We start from the raw sequence: 17328 nt of genomic DNA, 5'->3' as shown, positions 1-17328 counted from the left end.
AGGTCGGCGGCTCCGCGACCGGGACGGGGGCGGGTGGGGGACCAGGCGGACAGGGGGACGCGATGGACGACCACCGGGACGGTCGCGGCGGCGAGGACCGTCGGAATCAGGTCACGGGCGACGTTCTCCGGGCCGGTGCACGCCGGACGGACGAACCTCGGACCGACGAAACCGATAGCCCCGACAACCCTGACGGCACCGGCACCCGCGATATCCCCGACGGCACCGGCACCCCCGGCACCGCGCACCCCCCGGCGGCCCCGCGGAGGCCGTCCCGGTCGTGGCGGCGCCGGGTGGTCCGCCACGTCTGCGCCGCCCTCGTCCTTCTCCTGCTCCCGGTCCTCACCGCCGAGACGGCCCTGCGGCTCAACTACACCGGCGACCCGGCCCCCGGCACCCGCACCCGGCACCGGGACGCCCTGTGGCTGGGGCACGCCTGGGTGGACGGGCGCAAGGGCGGGAAGGACGTCACGGCGCTCGCCCGGCGGTTGCGGGGCAGCGGGATCCGGGACCTGTACGTGCACTCGGGACCGCTGGAGCACGACGGCACGCTGCCCCCGTCCGTCTACCGGAACGCCCGCTGGCTGATCGGGGCCCTGCACCGGGAGCTGCCCGGCGTCCGGGTCCAGGCCTGGCTCGGCGACACGCTGGCCGGAGAGAGCCCGGACGGGCTGCGGCTGGAGCGGCCGGCGACGCGGGCCGCGATCGCCGGCTCCACCCGCCGGATCCTCGACGCCGGGTTCGAGGGCGCCCACTTCGATCTGGAGCCCGTCCACTCGGGCGACCTTGACTATCTGCGCCTCCTCGACGACCTGCGGGCCCTCACCCGCTCCCGGCACGCACTGCTCTCCGTCGCCGCCCACCAGATCGACCCGCTGCCCGCCTTCCACTCCTTCTGGGGTGCGACCACCGGCCACCCCAAGTGGTGGTCGCAGTCGTACTTCGGGCAGGTGGCACGCCGGGTGGACCAGATCGCCGTGATGTCGTACGACACCATGCAGCCGCTGGCGAGCCTGTACGGGGGTTACGTCGCCCAGCAGACCGGCCTCGCCCTGGAGGTCACCCCGGACACCACCGACCTCCTGATGGGCCTGCCCTTCTACCACGAGAACCGTTTCGGCCACCGGGCCCGCGCGGAGACGGTCCCGGCCGCCGTGCGCGGCGTCCGGCTCGGCCTGTCCCGCGGCGACGCCGGCCGCACCCGGTTCGGCGTCGCCCTGTATGTCGACTTCGCGGCGACGGAGGCGGACTGGCGGGCCTACGAGGAGGACTGGGCCGGCTGACCGGGGCCGCGCGGTGTCCGGCTCCCGGGCGCTAGGGAGACCGCCTCCTGATCTTCGAACCCAGCCACACCAGCGGGTCGTACTTGCGGTCGGCCGCCCGTTCCTTCAGCGGGATCAGGGCGTTGTCCGTGATCCGGATGCCCTCGGGGCAGACCTCCGTGCAGCACTTGGTGATGTTGCAGTAGCCGAGGCCGTGGTCGTCCTGGGCCGTGCGCGCGCGGTCCAGGCCGGTGTCGGCCGCCGCGTCCAGGGGATGCATGTCGAGTTCGGCGACGCGCATCAGGAAGCGCGGGCCCGCGAACGCCGTCTTGTTCTCCTCGTGGTCGCGCACGACGTGACAGGTGTTCTGGCACAGGAAGCACTCGATGCACTTGCGGAACTCCTGCGAGCGGTCCACGTCCTCCTGCATCATGCGGTACTCGCCGGGTGCCACCCCGGCGGGCGGCACGAACGCCGGGACCTCCCGCGCCTTCTGGTAGTTGAAGCCGACGTCGGTCACCAGGTCCCGGACCACCGGGAACGCGCGGAGCGGGGTGACCGTGATCGTCTCCGAGCGGTCGAAGACCGACATGCGGGTCATGCACAGCAGCCGCGGGCGGCCGTTGATCTCCGCGGAGCACGAACCGCACTTACCCGCCTTGCAGTTCCAGCGCACGGCCAGGTCGGGTGCCTGGGTGGCCTGCAGCCGGTGGACGATGTCCAGGACCACCTCGCCGTCGTTCACCTCGACCGTGTAGTCCGTCAGGCCGCCGCCCTGTGCGTCGCCCCGCCACACCCTGAAGCGGGCCTCGTAGCTGCTCACTCGTACAGCTCCTCCTCGGCGAGGTACTTGACCAGCTCCTCCTTCTCGAAGAGGGCGAGCAGGTCCGGGCGGACGGGTTCGGTTCTCTCGCGGGTCAGCCGGATCTGGCCCCGGGCGGGGTCGGCCGCCGCGAGGGCGCCGGTGGGGTCGGCGAGGGCGCACAGCAGGTTCACGTTGCGCCAGGCGCGGTCCATCGCCGGGTGGTCCTCGCGGGTGTGCCCGCCGCGTGACTCGGTGCGCTCCAGCGCGGACCGGGCCACGCACTCGCTGACCAGCAGCATGTTCCTGAGGTCCAGGGCGAGGTGCCAGCCGGGGTTGAACTGGCGGTGGCCCTCGACGCCGGCCCGCCGGGCGCGGGCCCGCAGCGCGGCCAGCCGGTGCAGGGCCTGTTCCATCTCGCCCTCGCGGCGGATGATGCCGACCAGGTCGTTCATGGTCTGCTGGAGTTCCTGGTGCAGGGCGTACGGGTTCTCCGGCGCGTCCGTGCCGCCCTGCGTCTCCGCGGAGAAGGGGCGCAGGGCCTCCGCCGCGGCCGTGTCGACCTGGGCGTCGTCCACCGGCGGACGGCGGTGGGCGAGCACCTGAGCGTACTGCGCCGCGTGCCGGCCCGCCCGGCGGCCGAACACCAGCAGGTCGGAGAGGGAGTTGCCGCCGAGCCGGTTGGAGCCGTGCATGCCGCCGGCCACCTCACCGGCCGCGTACAGTCCCGGCACCCCGCGGGCCGCCGCCGTGTCGGAGTCGACGGCGATGCCGCCCATCACGTAGTGGCAGGTCGGCCCGACCTCCATCGCCTCGGCCGTGATGTCGACGTCGGCCAGCTCCTTGAACTGGTGGTACATCGACGGCAGCCGGCGCCGGATCACCTCGGCGGGCATCCGGGTCGACACGTCCAGGAACACCCCGCCGTGCGGGGAGCCCCGGCCCGCCTTCACCTCGGCGTTGATCGCCCGGGCCACCTCGTCGCGCGGGAGCAGCTCGGGGGGCCGGCGGTTGTCGTCCGGGTCGTCGTACCAGCGGTCGGCCTCGTCCTCCGCCTCGGCGTACTTGTCCTTGAAGACGTCCGGGACGTAGTCGAACATGAACCGCCTGCCGTCGGAGTTCCTGAGCACCCCGCCGTCCCCGCGCACCGACTCGGTGACGAGGATGCCCTTCACCGACGGCGGCCAGACCATGCCCGTCGGGTGGAACTGCACGAACTCCATGTTCAGCAGGGGGGCGCCCGCCAGGAGTGCCAGCGCGTGGCCGTCGCCGGTGTACTCCCAGGAGTTCGACGTGACCTTGAAGGACTTGCCGATGCCGCCGGTCGCGAGGACCACGGCGGGTGCCTGGAGGACGAGGAAACGGCCGGTCTCCCGCTCGTACGCGAACACTCCCGAGACCCGGTCGCCGTTCTTGAGGATCCGGGTGACGGTGCACTCCTGGAACACCTTGAGCCGCGACTCGTGGTCCCCGGTCTCCGCGAAGTCCTCCTGTTGCAGCGCGACGGTCCTCTGCTGGAGCGTGCGGATCAGTTCCAGGCCGGTGCGGTCGCCGACGTGCGCCAGCCGCGGGTACTCGTGCCCGCCGAAGTTGCGCTGCGAGATGCGGCCGTCCTTCGTCCGGTCGAACAGCGCGCCCCAGGTCTCCAGCTCCCACACCCGGTCCGGGGCCTCCTGCGCGTGCAGCTCGGCCATCCGCCACTGGTTGAGGAACTTGCCGCCGCGCATGGTGTCGCGGAAGTGGACCTGCCAGGTGTCGTGCTCGTTGGCGTTGGCCATGGCCGCCGCGATGCCGCCCTCGGCCATCACCGTGTGCGCCTTGCCGAACAGGGATTTGCAGATCACGGCCGTGCGGGCGCCCCGCTCGCGTGCCTCGATCGCGGCCCGCAGTCCCGCGCCGCCGGCACCGACCACGACGACGTCCCACTCCTGCCGGTCCACCACGGACATCAGTTCAGTTCCCTCACTGGAGTCTCTAGAAGAAGCGCGGGTCGTCGAAGACGCCGGACGCGACGAGATAGACGTAGAAGTCGGCGAGCGCCACGCTCAGCAGCGACGCCCAGGCGAGCTGCATGTGGCGGGCGTTGAGCCTGCCGACGAACTGCCATGCCCGGTAGCGCACGGGGTGCCGGGAGAAGTGTCTGAGCTTGCCGCCGACGATGTGCCGGCAGGAGTGGCAGGAGAGGGTGTACGCCCAGATCAGTACGATGTTGGCCAGGAAGACCAGGGTGCCCAGGCCCATGTGGCCCCAGCGGTAGTGCGTGTCCCGGAAGGTCAGCGCGGTGTCGTAGGTCAGCACCCCGGCGACCAGCAGGGCGGCGTAGAAGAAGTACCGGTGGATGTTCTGGAGGACCAGCGGGAAACGGGTCTCGCCGGTGTACGTCCGGTGCGGCTCGGCCACCGCGCAGGCGGGCGGGGACGCCCAGAACGCACGGTAGTACGCCTTGCGGTAGTAGTAGCAGGTCAGGCGGAAGCCGAGCGGGAAGATGAGGATGACGAGCGCGGGGGACAGGCCCCACCAGCCACCGAGGAGGCCGGCGTTCGGTCCGGCGCGCATGGTTTGGCAGTTCTCCGCCAGACACGGCGAGTAGAACGGCGAGACGTAGGGCGCCGCGTAGTAGTGGGCGTTGGCGAAGGCCCGCCAGGTCGAGTAGACGACGAAGGCGAACAGGCCGGCCGCGGTGACGGCGGGCGCCAGCCACCAGCGGTCGGTCCGCAGGTGCGGGGCGGTGATCGCGGCGCGCGGACGGGCCCGCACGCCGCGACTGTCCGGTCGGGGTTCCGTACCAGTGGCCAAGTCAGGACTCCGGTTCGGGTAGGGGTTCCTCAGGGGGCGCGGCGGTCGCGGGCGCCCAGGCCCTCGTCGTCCGAGTCCGTCCACAGGCTGATGTCGTAGGGCGTGTCGGAGATGGTCACGAGGTCCGGCCGGCGGGCCGCGTCCGGTGCGGCGGCCGCCGCCCTCAGCAGTGCCAGGCTCTCCCGCAGATGATCGGCGTCCAGCCGGACCCGGCGCATCTCGAGGCTGCCGCGGTCGAGCTGGTGCTCCAGGCGTGCCAGCGACCGGTGCAGGTCGTCGAGGGAACGCTGGGCCGAGGTGATGTCGTCGTGCACGGTCATGACTTGCCCCTCAATGTGACGGGCCCGTGGGCCCTGGGCGGCAACGTTCATGCGCCTTGGAGTCTCGCGCGTCACACGTGCCGGTGGGAAGGCATGTGCGGCGATTGGCGGAGGCGCACGGATGCATCTAGGGGGGTGTTGCGCCGCACGGGTGGGGTTACCGCCCGTCATCGCCGTGTCGCCCTCTGTGGCTGGAACCTTTCCTCTTCAGTGGCCGCATAGATCTGATCAGCTCCATATACCGCCAAAAGTGATCAGTTCCATATAGCCACAAAAGTGAGCATAAGCCCCGCGGCTTCCCGGAGGTAGCAGAGATGTCCCACCACGGCGTCGGCCCGCGCGCGGTCATGCGCTCGGCCGTCTTCCTCACCGCGGGCGCGCTCGCGGTGCCGCTCCTGGCCGGCTGCGGCTCCGACGACAAACCCGCGGGCCCCCTCGCCGGGCAGGACATCGTCCCCGTCGCCCGCGCGCAGGTCGCCGACGGGGGCACCCTGAAGTGGGCCGTGGACGCCGTCCCGGAGACCCTCAACACCTTCCAGGCCGACGCCGACGCCGGCACCAGCCGCATCGCCCAGGCCGTACTGCCGTCGATGTTCCGGCTGGACGTGAACGGCCGCCCGGTGGCCGATCCCGCCTATCTGGAATCGGCCAAGGTCATCGAGACCGAGCCGCGCCAGGTCGTGCTGTACAAGCTGAACCAGCAGGCCGTCTGGAGCGACGGCCGGGAGATCGGCGCGGCCGACTTCGCCGCCCAGTGGCGCGCCCTGTCCGGCAAGGACAGCGCCTACTGGACCGCCCGCAACGCCGGCTACGACCGCATCGCCAAGATCGAGCGCGGCGCCAACGACCTCCAGGTCCGGGTCACCTTCTCCCGCCCCTACGCCGACTGGAAATCGCTGTTCTCCCCGCTCTACCCGAAGGACGTCATGGGCACCCCCGACGCCTTCAACGACGGCGCCCGCCGCAAGCTGAAGGTCACCGCCGGGCCGTTCCGGGTGGAGAAGGTCGACACCGCAGAGAAGGACGTCGTCCTCGGCCGCAACCCGCGCTGGTGGGGCAAGCCGGCCAAGCTGAACCAGATCGTGCTGCACGCGGTGGCCCGCGACAAGCGGGCCGCCGCGCTCGCCGACGGCAGCGTGGACCTCGCCGAGGTCGACTCCACCGAGGCCCAGCGGATCGGCCTCGCGGGCCGGCAGAAGGGCACCGGCACCCCGCTCCAGGGCTCGGGCCGGACGTCGGTGAAGAAACTGCGCTCCTGGGCGCTCGCGCACGGCTTCGACTCCGACGAGGTGCCCAGGGCGAAGAAGAAGCTGCGCACGGTCATCAAGCGGTACCTGGAGCAGCAGCAGGCACTGCGCGATCTCGACGTCCGCAAGTCCCTGGAACCCGCCTACACCCAGCTCGCCCTCAACGGCTCCTCGGGCCCTCTCGCCGACGAACGCGTCCGCCGGGCCGTCGCCCGCGCCCTGGACCGCGCCGAACTGGCCCGGCTGGTCCTCACCCCGCTGGGACTGCCCGCCGTACCGGTCGGCAGCCACCTCGCCCTGTCCGGGCAGATCGCCTACGCCGACAGCAGCGGCGCGATCGGCGACCAGGACACCAAGGAGGCGCAGGCGCTGCTCGCCGACGCCGGGTGGGTGGCCGGCGGCCCGGTCCGGGCGGAGAAGAAGGGCGAGAAGGCGGCCGGTCCCCAGAAGCCCTCCGAGGACGTCCCGGACGGCGGCCAGGACGGCCAGTACATCGTCGGCGAGGACGACAAGGGCCACGACGGCGAGCACGGCGGCGACGAGCGCGGCGACGACGAGGGTCAGCACCGGGACGGCAAGGACAAGCGGCGGGCGCCCGCCGACGACAAGCGCGAGCACGGCGACAAGGACCTCGCGCAGGAGGGCAGGCACGGCGGCGCGCCCGGCGCGTACGCCCCCCGGGGCACGGCCGCCCCGGCCGCCGCCCCCGCCGGACCGCTCGCCAAGGACGGCAAGGCGCTCGCGCTCCGCTTCGTGCTGCCCTCCGGGCCCGGCTCGGACATCCTCGGCTCGGTCGCCGCACGCATCTCCGCGATGCTGGGGCAGGTCGGCATCCGCACGACGATCACCAAGGTGTCGGACGACAGCTACTTCAAGGACCACATCGCCTCCGGCGACTACGACCTCGCCCTGTACTCCTGGCCGTCCTCGGCCTTCCCCGCCACCGACGCCCGGCCGGTCTACGCCAAGCCGGTCCCGGCGGCCGACGGCTCGGTGAACGTCGAGCAGAACTTCACCCGGGTCGGCACCGACCAGGTCGACCAGCTCTTCGACCGGGCCGCGACCACGCTGGACGAGGACGAGGAGCGCGACCTGATCAGGAAGGCCGACGCGCGCATCTGGGCCGCCGCCGGCTCGATCCCGCTCTACCAGCGGCCGGAGCTGGTGGGGGTGCGCAAGAACCTGGTCAACGCGGGCGCGTTCGGATTCCAGACGCCGGTGTACGAGGACATGGGCTTCCTGAAGAAGGGTGTGCGGGTCTCCGCGAGCCCCGCGAGCGGCAGCCCGGACAAGTGACGGCGCGGGTGGGTGACGGCCCGCTGATGTAGGGGAACGGCGGTGTCCCGGGCCTCTTACGTCGGCCCGGCGCGCCCCCGCCGCGAAGGACACGTACGATGGGGTGAGGCCGTGGCGTGTCAAGCCCGGCAGGCCCGCGTCACACGGACGTCAGAGCAGGGCCTTCTCACCACTCCGGGAGTACGCCGCAATATGGCCACGCGCCACGACATCCGCAACGTCGCTATCGTCGCCCACGTCGACCACGGCAAGACCACCATCGTCGACGGCATGCTGAAGCAGGCCGGCGCGTTCGCCGCCCACCAGCTCGAGGGCGTCGACGACCGCATGATGGACTCGAACGACCTGGAGCGTGAGAAGGGCATCACGATCCTCGCCAAGAACACGGCGGTCAAGTACCACCCGAAGGACGGCGGGGACCCGATCACCATCAACATCATCGACACCCCCGGCCACGCCGACTTCGGTGGCGAGGTCGAGCGTGGTCTGTCGATGGTCGACGGTGTCGTGCTGCTGGTGGACGCGTCCGAGGGTCCGCTGCCGCAGACCCGCTTCGTGCTGCGCAAGGCCCTCCAGGCCCGGCTGCCCGTCATCCTCTGCATCAACAAGACGGACCGCCCCGACGCCCGGATCGACGAGGTCGTCAACGAGACCTACGACCTCTTCCTCGACCTGGACGCCGACGAGGAGCAGATCGAGTTCCCGATCGTCTACGCCTGCGGCCGTGACGGCATCGCCTCGCTGACCAAGCCGGAGAACGGCACGGTCCCGGCCGACAGCGACAGCCTGGAGCCGTTCTTCTCCACGATCCTGGACCACATCCCGGCCCCGACGTACGAGGAGGACGCGCCGCTCCAGGCCCACGTCACCAACCTCGACGCCGACAACTTCCTCGGCCGTATCGCGCTGCTCCGCGTCGAGCAGGGCGAACTGCGCAAGGGCCAGACGGTCGCCTGGATCAAGCGCGACGGGACGATCAGCAACGTCCGCATCTCCGAGCTGATGATGACCGAGGCGCTCACCCGCAAGCCCGCCGAGAAGGCCGCCCCGGGTGACATCTGCGCGGTCGCCGGTATCCCCGACATCATGATCGGTGAGACCCTCGCCGACACCGAGAACCCGATCCCGCTGCCGCTGATCACGGTCGACGAGCCCGCGATCTCGATGACGATCGGGACGAACACCTCGCCGCTGGTCGGCCGCGGCGGCACCGGCAAGGGCGCCGACGCCAAGGCCGCCGTCAAGGACCGCAAGGTCACCGCCCGCCAGGTCAAGGACCGGCTGGACCGCGAGCTGATCGGCAACGTCTCCCTGCGGGTTCTCGACACCGAGCGTCCAGACGCCTGGGAGGTGCAGGGCCGTGGTGAGCTGGCGCTGGCCATCCTGGTCGAGCAGATGCGCCGCGAGGGCTACGAACTGACCGTCGGCAAGCCGCAGGTGGTCACCAAGGACGTCGACGGCAAGGTCTACGAGCCGGTCGAGCGCATGACGATCGACGTGCCCGAGGAGCACATGGGCGCCGTCACGCAGCTCATGGGCGTCCGCAAGGGCCGCATGGACAACATGTCGAACCACGGTTCCGGCTGGGTCCGCATGGAGTTCGTCGTGCCCTCGCGCGGTCTCATCGGCTTCCGTACCGAGTTCCTGACCCAGACCCGGGGCACGGGCATCGGCCACTCCATCCACGAGGGCTTCGAGCCCTGGTTCGGCAACCTGACGACCCGTAACAACGGCTCTCTGGTCGCCGACCGCTCCGGCGCCGTCACCGCGTTCGCGATGACGAACCTTCAGGAGCGCGGCGTGCTCTTCGTGGATCCGGGCACCGAGGTGTACGAGGGCATGATCGTCGGGGAGAACTCCCGCGCCGACGACATGGACGTCAACATCACCAAGGAGAAGAAGCTCACGAACATGCGGTCCTCGTCGGCCGACTCGTTCGAGGCGATCGTGCCGCCGCGCAAGCTGTCGCTGGAGCAGTCGCTGGAGTTCTGCCGCGACGACGAGTGCGTCGAGGTGACCCCGGAGGCCGTTCGCATCCGCAAGGTCAACCTCGACCAGCGTGAGCGCGCCCGCGCCGCGAGCCGCGCCAAGCACGGCTGATCGCAGGACGGTTGAGCCCGGGCACCCCCATGACGGGGGTGCCCGGGCTTTTTGCAACCCGTTTTTCGGGGGCCGGCGGGCGGTGCCGGGCCCCCGGTGTCCGGATTGCGGAGATCCTGGACCGATACCCATGTAACACGTCCGTTTCGCGGCCTTCTCCTGGCGAACAGTTTGTCCAGTTTTTGGAAGTTCTCCGCGTCAGCCGTGACTGAATTGAGATTTAAAGACGGTGGTCGCCACCTGCCTCATGCCAGATAGTTAGCCGCGTAGCGCTCGGGTCAATGGGTCACGCGCTGTGGGGACAGCGCCGACTCGCGAGCACCAGAGGGTGTCTGACTCTCCGTCAGGGGTGTCGGAGGGAAGACGGAAACCCTCTCCTGTTGGTGAACACGTGGAGTCATGAGGAGGAACCCCCATGCGCGGTGTCACGAACACCAAGTGGGTCAGTTCGTCGCTTCCAGCGGTGTGATTCGGCTGTAGAACTACGCGCGTCCGACTGCGGTCCCGCGCGTCCTCGGAGTACCCGGGCACCTCTCACACTCATACCTGTGAAACGGACGAACCGTGACAAGTCCTATCGACATCGAGGACGGCGGGACTTCGGTCGTCGTCGACGGCGAACCAGGGCCGCCGGCGAAGAACGAACCCGTCAGGCTCGAAGGCCGGTCCCCCGGCAAGCTGATGTGGACGCGCTTCAAGCGCGACCGCACGGGAATCATCTCGGCCTACGTCGTGGGCTTCTTCTTCCTGATCGGACTGCTCGCCCCGCTGATCTCCAAGGCGTACGGCAAGGACCCGTACACCGTGTACGCGGACGAGCGCCCCGAACTCTTCGACAGCGCCGGCGTACCGGTGCAGCCGAACGGCGGCATCAGCGGCGATTTCTGGTTCGGCCTCGAACCCGGCAACGGCTACGACGTCTTCACCAAGCTGATCTACGGCATCCGCACCTCGCTGATGATCTCGGTCGCCGTCACCGTCGCGGTCGTCGTGACCGGCATCCTGCTCGGGGTCACCGCCGGCTACCTCGGCGGCAAGGCCGACTACGCCATCGGGCGGCTCACCGACTTCCTGCTCGCCTTTCCGGCCCAGTTGTTCTTCATCGCGAGCATGCCGGTCGTGGTCTCCTTGTTCGTCAGCCCGCGCGACGAGACGCCCACGTACGTCCGCGTGGTGGCGCTGATCCTCGTCCAGTGGCTCCTGGGCTGGATGGGCCTCGGCCGCATCCTGCGCGGCACCGCACTCTCCCTGCGGGAACGGGAGTTCATCGAGGCGGCCAGGGTCAGCGGGGCCTCGCCGTGGCGGATCATCCGCAAGGAGATCCTGCCGAACATCGTCACCCCGCTGCTGGTGCAGTCGACGTATCTGCTGCCCGGCTTCGTGACCGCCGAGGCCGGTCTGTCCTTCCTCGGCGTGGGCATCGTCGAACCGACGCCGGACTGGGGGCAGATGTTCTCCAAGGCGTCCACCGAACTGGTGATGCAGAACGACATCACCTACATGTTCTTCCCCGGCATCTCGATGATCATATTCGTCGTCGCGTTCAACCTGCTCGGGGACTCGGTCAGAGACGCGTTCGATCCCAAGACAGCGCGCTGACCCAAGCTGGCTCTCTTTCGCACTGGTGACACACAGATCGCACTGGTGACACACAGATGGGTGGGAATCTTCGTGATGAGTAGGGGCGGACGCCACGCCTACGGCGCACTCTCCGTGCTCGCGGCCGGGGCTCTTGTGCTCACCGGTTGCAGCAAGGGCGGCAGCGACGGCGGCGGCGACGAGAAGAAGCAGCAGGAGAACGCCAAACGCCAGCAGGCGTCCATCGAGTTCGGCGACGCGGCCGCCTCCACGGGTCCCGCGGCCGAGGTGCCCGGCGCCAAGCCCGGCGGCACCATGGAGGTGCTCCAGCGCGACAGCTACGCCCACCTCGACCCGGGCCAGATCTACGTCTCCGACGAAGGCTCCCTCTCCTCGCTGATCCACCGGGGCCTGACGGGTTACAAGGCCACGAGCAACGACGGCAGCAAGCACGAGGTGGTCGGCGACCTCGCCACCGACTCCGGCACCACCACCGACGGCGGCAAGACCTGGAAGTACACCCTCAAGGACGGCGTCAAGTTCCAGGACGGGTCCCCGATCACCTCCAAGGACGTCCGGCACAGCGTCGAGCGGCTCTTCGCGCCGTTCATCAACCAGGGCCCCACCTACCTCCAGCAGTGGCTCGCCGACAAGCCGGGCACCGCCTACCGCAACCTGCTCAAGGACGGCCCGTACAAGGGCAAGCACCTGCCCTCCTCCGTCCTGGAGACGCCGGACCCGAAGACGGTCGTCTTCCACTTCAAGACCCCGCACCCCGACCTGCCCTACGCGCTCGCGATGGCCGGCTACGCCGTCGTCTCCCAGAAGGGCGACACCAAGCAGCGCTACGACAAGGCGCCCGTGGTGACCGGCCCGTACAAGATCCAGTCGTTCAAGTCCGGCAAGTCGATGGTGCTGGTCAAGAACACCGACTGGGACCCGAAGACGGACCCGATCCGCCACCAGTACGTGGACCGGTTCACCATCACGTTCAACCAGCAGTACGAGACCTCCACCAAGGCCCTGCTCGCCGACAGCGGCGCGGACAGGACCGGCCTCAGCCTCAACAACCAGGTCGACGCCGGCAACCTGTCCAAGGTGCTCAAGGACCCGGGCCTGAAGTCCCGTACGGTCTCCGGCTACCAGCCGTACGTGGGCCAGATGAACATCAACATGAGCCACCCGGCGCTGAAGGACAAGACGGTCCGCGAGGCCATCGCCTACGCCCTGCCCATCACCCCCTTCGTCCGTGCCTACGGAGGCGACGACGCCATGGAGGTCGCGGGCGGCGCGATCTCCCCGACCGTCTCCGGCTACGACGCCGCCTTCGACCCGCACGGCAAGAAGAAGAAGCCCGCCGGTGACCCGGACAAGGCCAGGGAGCTGCTGAAGAAGGCCGGCAAGCTCAACCTGAAACTGACCTTCGGCTACATCAACACGCCCGAGGGACAGCAGTACTCCACCGCCATGGCGGCGGGCCTGAAGAAGGCCGGCTTCAACGTCCAGCGCCAGGAGATCCCGGCCGAGAACTACTACGACCAGGTCTCCAAGCTGAACAACAACTACGACATCTTCCACACCGCCTGGGGCGCCGACTGGCCGTCCGCCTCGACCGTGATCCCGCCGCTGTACGACGGCCGCCTGATCGCCGAGGGCGCGCAGAACTACTCGCAGGTCAACGACCCGAAGGTCAACAGCGAGATCGACCGGATCAACAAGATCACCGACCCGGTCAGGTCCGCGGCCGCGTGGGAGAAGCTGGACCAGTACCTCATCAAGGACGTCGTCAACGTCGTCCCCACCGGGTACTACAAGCAGACCCAGATCGCCGGCTCCAAGGTCGGCGGCCTCGTCTACGACGACGTGCTGGGCGGCATCGACCCGCGTCGCCTCTACATCAAGTAACCGTCCCTGCCCGGTACCCGGCGCGCCGCAACAGCGGTTGCGCCGGGTACCGCCCGGACCGCCGACGTCAGAGAGCTGCCCCTGCCATGCTGCGCTTCCTCCTGCGCCGGACCCTCGGTGCCGTCGTCATCCTCTTCCTGCTGAGCATCGTCGCGTTCCTGCTGTTCTTCGGGGTGCCCCGGGACCCGGCGCTGCTGATGTGCGGCAAGACCTGCAACCCGGACAGCATCGCGAACATCCACCACGTGCTCGGCCTGGACAAGTCCATCCCCGAGCAGTACTGGATCTTCCTGCACAACCTCCTGCTGGGCAGCGACCGGTTCGACCAGGGCCCCTGCCCGGCCCCCTGCTTCGGTTACTCGTACCACACCAACGAACTGGTCTGGGCCACCCTGATGGACCGCCTGCCCACCACCGTCTCGCTCACCCTCGGCGCGGCCGTGTGCTTCCTGATCGTCGGCCTCGGCACCGGCCTGCTCGCCGCCTGGCGACGCGGCACGCTGATCGACAAGGCGGCCACCGGCGGTGCCATGATCGTCAGTTCGCTGCAGATCTACTTCCTGGGTCCGCTGGCCCTGGCGATCCTCGTCTACCAGACGCACTGGTTCGACAAGCCGGCCTACAACGAGTTCACCCAGGACCCGGGCACCTGGTTCTCGGGCCTGATCATCCCCTGGGTGGTCCTCTCCACGATCTTCGCGGCGCAGTACACCCGTATGTCGCGGTCCTCGATGATCGAACAGCTTCAGGAGGAACACGTCCGCACCGCCCGCGCCAAGGGCATGTCCCGGCGGTACGTCTTCTTCCGCTACGCCTGGCGCGGTTCGCTGATCCCGATCGTCACCATCTTCGGCATCGACCTCGGCTCGCTGCTCGGCGGCGCCATCATCACCGAGTTCACCTTCTCCCTGCCGGGGCTCGGACAACTCGCCGTGCAGGCCGTCAGCTTCAGCGATCTGCCGCTCCTGCTCGGCGTGATGCTGTTCTCCGCCAGCATGATCCTGCTCTTCAACATCGTCGTCGACGCCGCGTACGCCTTCATCGACCCGCGCGTGCGGCTGTCCTAGGAGCACTGTCGTGACCACTGTGACCAAGGAGGCCGGCGCTCCGACCCCGGCCGGTGCCGGTCCCCTGCTCTCGGTCCGGGACCTGCACGTCAGCTTCAGGACCGAGGACGGCGTCGTACGGGCCGTGGACGGGCTCTCCTTCGACGTGGAGCGCGGCAGGACGCTCGGCATCGTGGGGGAGTCCGGCTCCGGCAAGTCGGTGACGAACCTGACCATCCTCGGCCTGCACAACCCGATGTTCACCACGGTCGAGGGGGAGATCCTCCTGGACGGCCGCGAGTTGACCGCGGCCCGGGAGTCGGAGCTGGAGAAGCTGCGCGGCAACAAGGTGGCCATGATCTTCCAGGACCCGCTCACCGCACTGTCCCCGTACTACACCGTCGGCCGGCAGATCGCCGAACCGTACAGGAAGCACACCGGCGCCTCGAAGAAGGCGGCCTGGGAACGGGCCGTGGAGATGCTCGGCAAGGTCGGCATCCCCCACCCCCGGGAGCGGGCGAAGGACTATCCGCACCAGTTCTCCGGCGGGATGCGCCAGCGCGCGATGATCGCCATGGCGCTGATCTGCGATCCCGACCTGCTGATCGCCGACGAGCCGACCACCGCCCTGGACGTGACGGTGCAGGCGCAGATCCTCGACCTGCTGAAGAACCTCCAGCACGAGTTCGGCTCGGGCATCGTCTTCATCACCCACGACCTGGGGGTGATCGCCGACATGGCCGACGACATCATGGTGATGTACGCGGGCGGCGCGGTGGAGCGGGGTACCACCGAGGAGGTGCTGCGGGCGCCCCAGCACCCTTACACCTGGGGCCTGCTGAACTCGATGCCGCGGCTCGACTCCGACCTGGGCGCCCAGCTTTCCCCGATCCCGGGCGCCCCGCCCTCGCTGCTCACCCCGCCGTCCGGCTGCCGCTTCCATCCCCGCTGCACCTTCCAGGACCGGGTGGAGGGGACGGGACGCTGTGTGAACGAGCGGCCGCCGATGGCTCCCGGCCGGGCGTCGGCCTGCCACCTCAGCGCCGACCGGAAGCGGACCATCTTCATCGAGGAGATCAAGCCCCGACTGGGCTAGGTCGTCAGTCGTCCTAGGAGGACACCGTCATGAAAGAGGACCTGGTCCTCCCGGCCCCGGCCGAGAAGAGCACCGGCCCGGAGGGGGAACCGCTGCTCCAGGTCTCGGGGCTGACCAAGCACTTCCCCGTCAAGGGCGGCTTCCCGATCCGGCGCACGATCGGCGCGGTACAGGCCGTCGACGGCGTCGACCTCACCGTGTACGAGGGCGAGAGCTTCGGCCTGGTCGGCGAGTCGGGCTGCGGCAAGTCGACGACGGGCCGGCTGATCACCCGCCTGATGGAGCCCACCAGCGGCACGATCACCTACCGCGGCCGGGACATCAGCCGTGCGACGCGCAGGCAACTGGCGCCGATCCGCTCCGAGATACAGATGATCTTCCAGGATCCGTACTCGTCGCTGAACCCGCGGCAGACGGTCGGCAAGATCATCGCCGGTCCGATGGAGATCAACGGCATCAACCCGGCCGGCGGACGGGAGAACCGCGTCCGCGAGCTGCTGGAGACCGTCGGACTCAACCCCGAGCACTACAACCGCTTCCCGCACGAGTTCTCCGGCGGCCAGCGCCAGCGCATCGGCGTCGCCCGCGCGCTCGCCCTGGAACCCAAGCTGATCGTCGCCGACGAACCGGTCTCCGCCCTGGACGTCTCCATCCAGGCCCAGGTCGTCAACCTGCTCCAGAAGGTGCAGCGGGAACTGGGCATCGCGTTCGTCTTCATCGCCCACGACCTGGCCGTCGTACGCCACTTCTCGCAGCGCGTCGCGGTCATGTACCTGGGCAAGATCATCGAGGTGGGCGACCGGGACTCCATCTACGCCCGCCCGCGCCACCCCTACACCCATGCCCTGCTGTCCGCAGTCCCCGAGGTCAGCCTCACGGAGGGAGGGGCGCCCTCGCGCGAGCGCATCCGCCTCGCCGGTGACGTGCCGTCCCCCCTCTCCCCGCCCTCCGGCTGCCGCTTCCGCACCCGGTGCTGGAAGGCGCAGGACAAGTGCGCCACCGAGGAACCCCCGCTCGTCCAGATCCCCGGCAACCACGACGGCCACCTGACGGCCTGCCACTTCCCGGAGGAGCCGACCATCGAGGCCCGGGACGAGGACATCATCCTGGACCCGGCACTGGCGGCGCTGGAGGAGGGGACCTCCAGGACGGAGCCGACCGAGAAGCCGTAGGGGTGGCCCGTATCCGGCGCTACGGGCGAGGCTCGTACACCGTGACCCGCCGACCACGGACCCGCTCGTCCGCCACCGCGGTGAAGTACCGCCTCAGAACGGCGGTCTTCACCCTGTCCCGCTCGGCTGACACCGGCGGGGCCACCTCCGGCGCGTCCGTGACCAGCAGGATGCGGCGCCGCGTCAGCATCGTGGCACGTATCCGGTACGGCGCGGCCTCCTCGCCCTTGAGGTTCCCGGCCGCCACGGGGTCCGTCACCAGGGCGATGTCCCGCAGGCCAGCGAACTCACCGGCGGAGACCTGGGCGGTGTCACGCCGGTCCGCCGGCAGGGAGACGACGGCGTCCCCGGTCCTCTTCAGCCTCCGGACATCCCCGGCCACCGCCAGGATGTCGTCCACGCGGCTGGCCGGGGACCGCTTGGCCGGCGACTGGGGCAAGCCATCGTGCGGCGCGCGGGTGTCGCCGGCCCACCGACCGGACCACCGCTGCCAGAGCCGCGACGATCAGCAGGGCCAGGCCCAGCATCCCGAACAGGACACAGCGGTCCAGGAACAGGGGCCGGACCAGGGAGACCCCGATCAGGCCGACGTAGGGCACGGCCAGCAGGGGCAGGCCGACGGCCGCCACCGAGAGACGACCCGCCCGCGGCTGGTCCATCAGGGCTCCGAGACCGCCGAGCGGCAGCAGGAGAGCCGGGCCGATCGGG

At 69.7% G+C, this 17328-nt stretch carries 12 protein-coding genes and 1 pseudogene; 8 read left to right on the top strand and 5 right to left on the bottom strand.

The genetic code is table 11. The features are described from left to right. Positions 1–62: 62 nt before the first annotated feature. Positions 63–1283 carry a hypothetical protein gene (locus tag D9753_RS12610; protein WP_240468121.1) on the top strand — a complete coding sequence of 407 codons (1221 nt, stop codon included), beginning with the start codon at positions 63–65 and terminating at the stop codon, positions 1281–1283. 31 nt (positions 1284–1314) lie between these two features. Here the strand turns inward: D9753_RS12610 and D9753_RS12605 are convergent, their stop codons facing one another. The 4 genes from D9753_RS12605 to D9753_RS12590 are packed head-to-tail and all read right to left on the bottom strand — an operon-like array spanning position 1315 to position 5180. Next, positions 1315–2085 carry a succinate dehydrogenase/fumarate reductase iron-sulfur subunit gene (locus D9753_RS12605; protein WP_121787112.1) on the bottom strand — a complete coding sequence of 257 codons (771 nt, stop codon included), beginning with the start codon at positions 2083–2085 and terminating at the stop codon, positions 1315–1317. Further along, positions 2082–4013 carry a fumarate reductase/succinate dehydrogenase flavoprotein subunit gene (locus D9753_RS12600; protein WP_121787111.1) on the bottom strand — a complete coding sequence of 644 codons (1932 nt, stop codon included), beginning with the start codon at positions 4011–4013 and terminating at the stop codon, positions 2082–2084. Before D9753_RS12600 ends, D9753_RS12605 begins: the two co-directional genes overlap by 4 nt. A 25-nt stretch (positions 4014–4038) precedes the next feature. Next, positions 4039–4860: a hypothetical protein gene (locus tag D9753_RS12595; protein ID WP_121787110.1), complete on the bottom strand. Its 822-nt coding sequence runs from the start codon at positions 4858–4860 to the stop codon at positions 4039–4041. Between the two features lie 29 nt (positions 4861–4889). Then, on the bottom strand, positions 4890–5180 hold the full coding sequence (locus D9753_RS12590) for a hypothetical protein (protein WP_121787109.1): 291 nt from the start codon (positions 5178–5180) through the stop codon (positions 4890–4892). A gap of 314 nt (positions 5181–5494) precedes the next feature. On the opposite strand from D9753_RS12590, the gene D9753_RS12585 reads away from it, so the two are divergent. The 7 genes from D9753_RS12585 to D9753_RS12555 all read left to right on the top strand — a co-directional run bounded on the left by D9753_RS12585 (position 5495) and on the right by D9753_RS12555 (position 16620). After that, positions 5495–7723, top strand: a complete 2229-nt coding sequence (locus tag D9753_RS12585) for an ABC transporter family substrate-binding protein (protein ID WP_121787108.1) — start codon at positions 5495–5497, stop codon at positions 7721–7723. Positions 7724–7915: 192 nt separating this feature from the next. After that, positions 7916–9823: a translational GTPase TypA gene (gene typA / locus D9753_RS12580; RefSeq protein WP_121787107.1), complete on the top strand. Its 1908-nt coding sequence runs from the start codon at positions 7916–7918 to the stop codon at positions 9821–9823. 564 nt (positions 9824–10387) lie between these two features. Next, on the top strand, positions 10388–11422 hold the full coding sequence (locus D9753_RS12575) for an ABC transporter permease (protein ID WP_121787106.1): 1035 nt from the start codon (positions 10388–10390) through the stop codon (positions 11420–11422). 75 nt (positions 11423–11497) lie between these two features. Further along, a complete protein-coding gene (locus D9753_RS12570) occupies positions 11498–13306 on the top strand; it encodes an ABC transporter substrate-binding protein (protein WP_121787105.1) in 1809 nt (602 codons plus the stop codon). Positions 13307–13392: 86 nt separating this feature from the next. After that, positions 13393–14373, top strand: a complete 981-nt coding sequence (locus tag D9753_RS12565) for an ABC transporter permease (RefSeq protein ID WP_121787104.1) — start codon at positions 13393–13395, stop codon at positions 14371–14373. A gap of 10 nt (positions 14374–14383) precedes the next feature. Beyond that, entirely contained in the window at positions 14384–15448 is a 1065-nt protein-coding gene (locus D9753_RS12560; protein WP_121787103.1) for an ABC transporter ATP-binding protein, read from the top strand. Between the two features lie 29 nt (positions 15449–15477). Next, positions 15478–16620, top strand: coding sequence for an ABC transporter ATP-binding protein (locus tag D9753_RS12555; protein WP_121787102.1), 1143 nt, complete (start codon positions 15478–15480; stop codon positions 16618–16620). A 19-nt stretch (positions 16621–16639) separates the two neighbouring features. Here D9753_RS12555 and D9753_RS37865 read toward each other — a convergent pair. After that, positions 16640–17324, bottom strand: a pseudogene (locus D9753_RS37865) (glycosyltransferase family 39 protein); the annotation flags it as partial. Between the last annotated feature and the right edge of the window lie 4 nt (positions 17325–17328).

It is taken from the genome of Streptomyces dangxiongensis, assembly GCF_003675325.1.
GTDB lineage: Bacteria > Actinomycetota > Actinomycetes > Streptomycetales > Streptomycetaceae > Streptomyces > Streptomyces dangxiongensis.
This window is presented reverse-complemented; position numbering and strand designations above follow the sequence as displayed.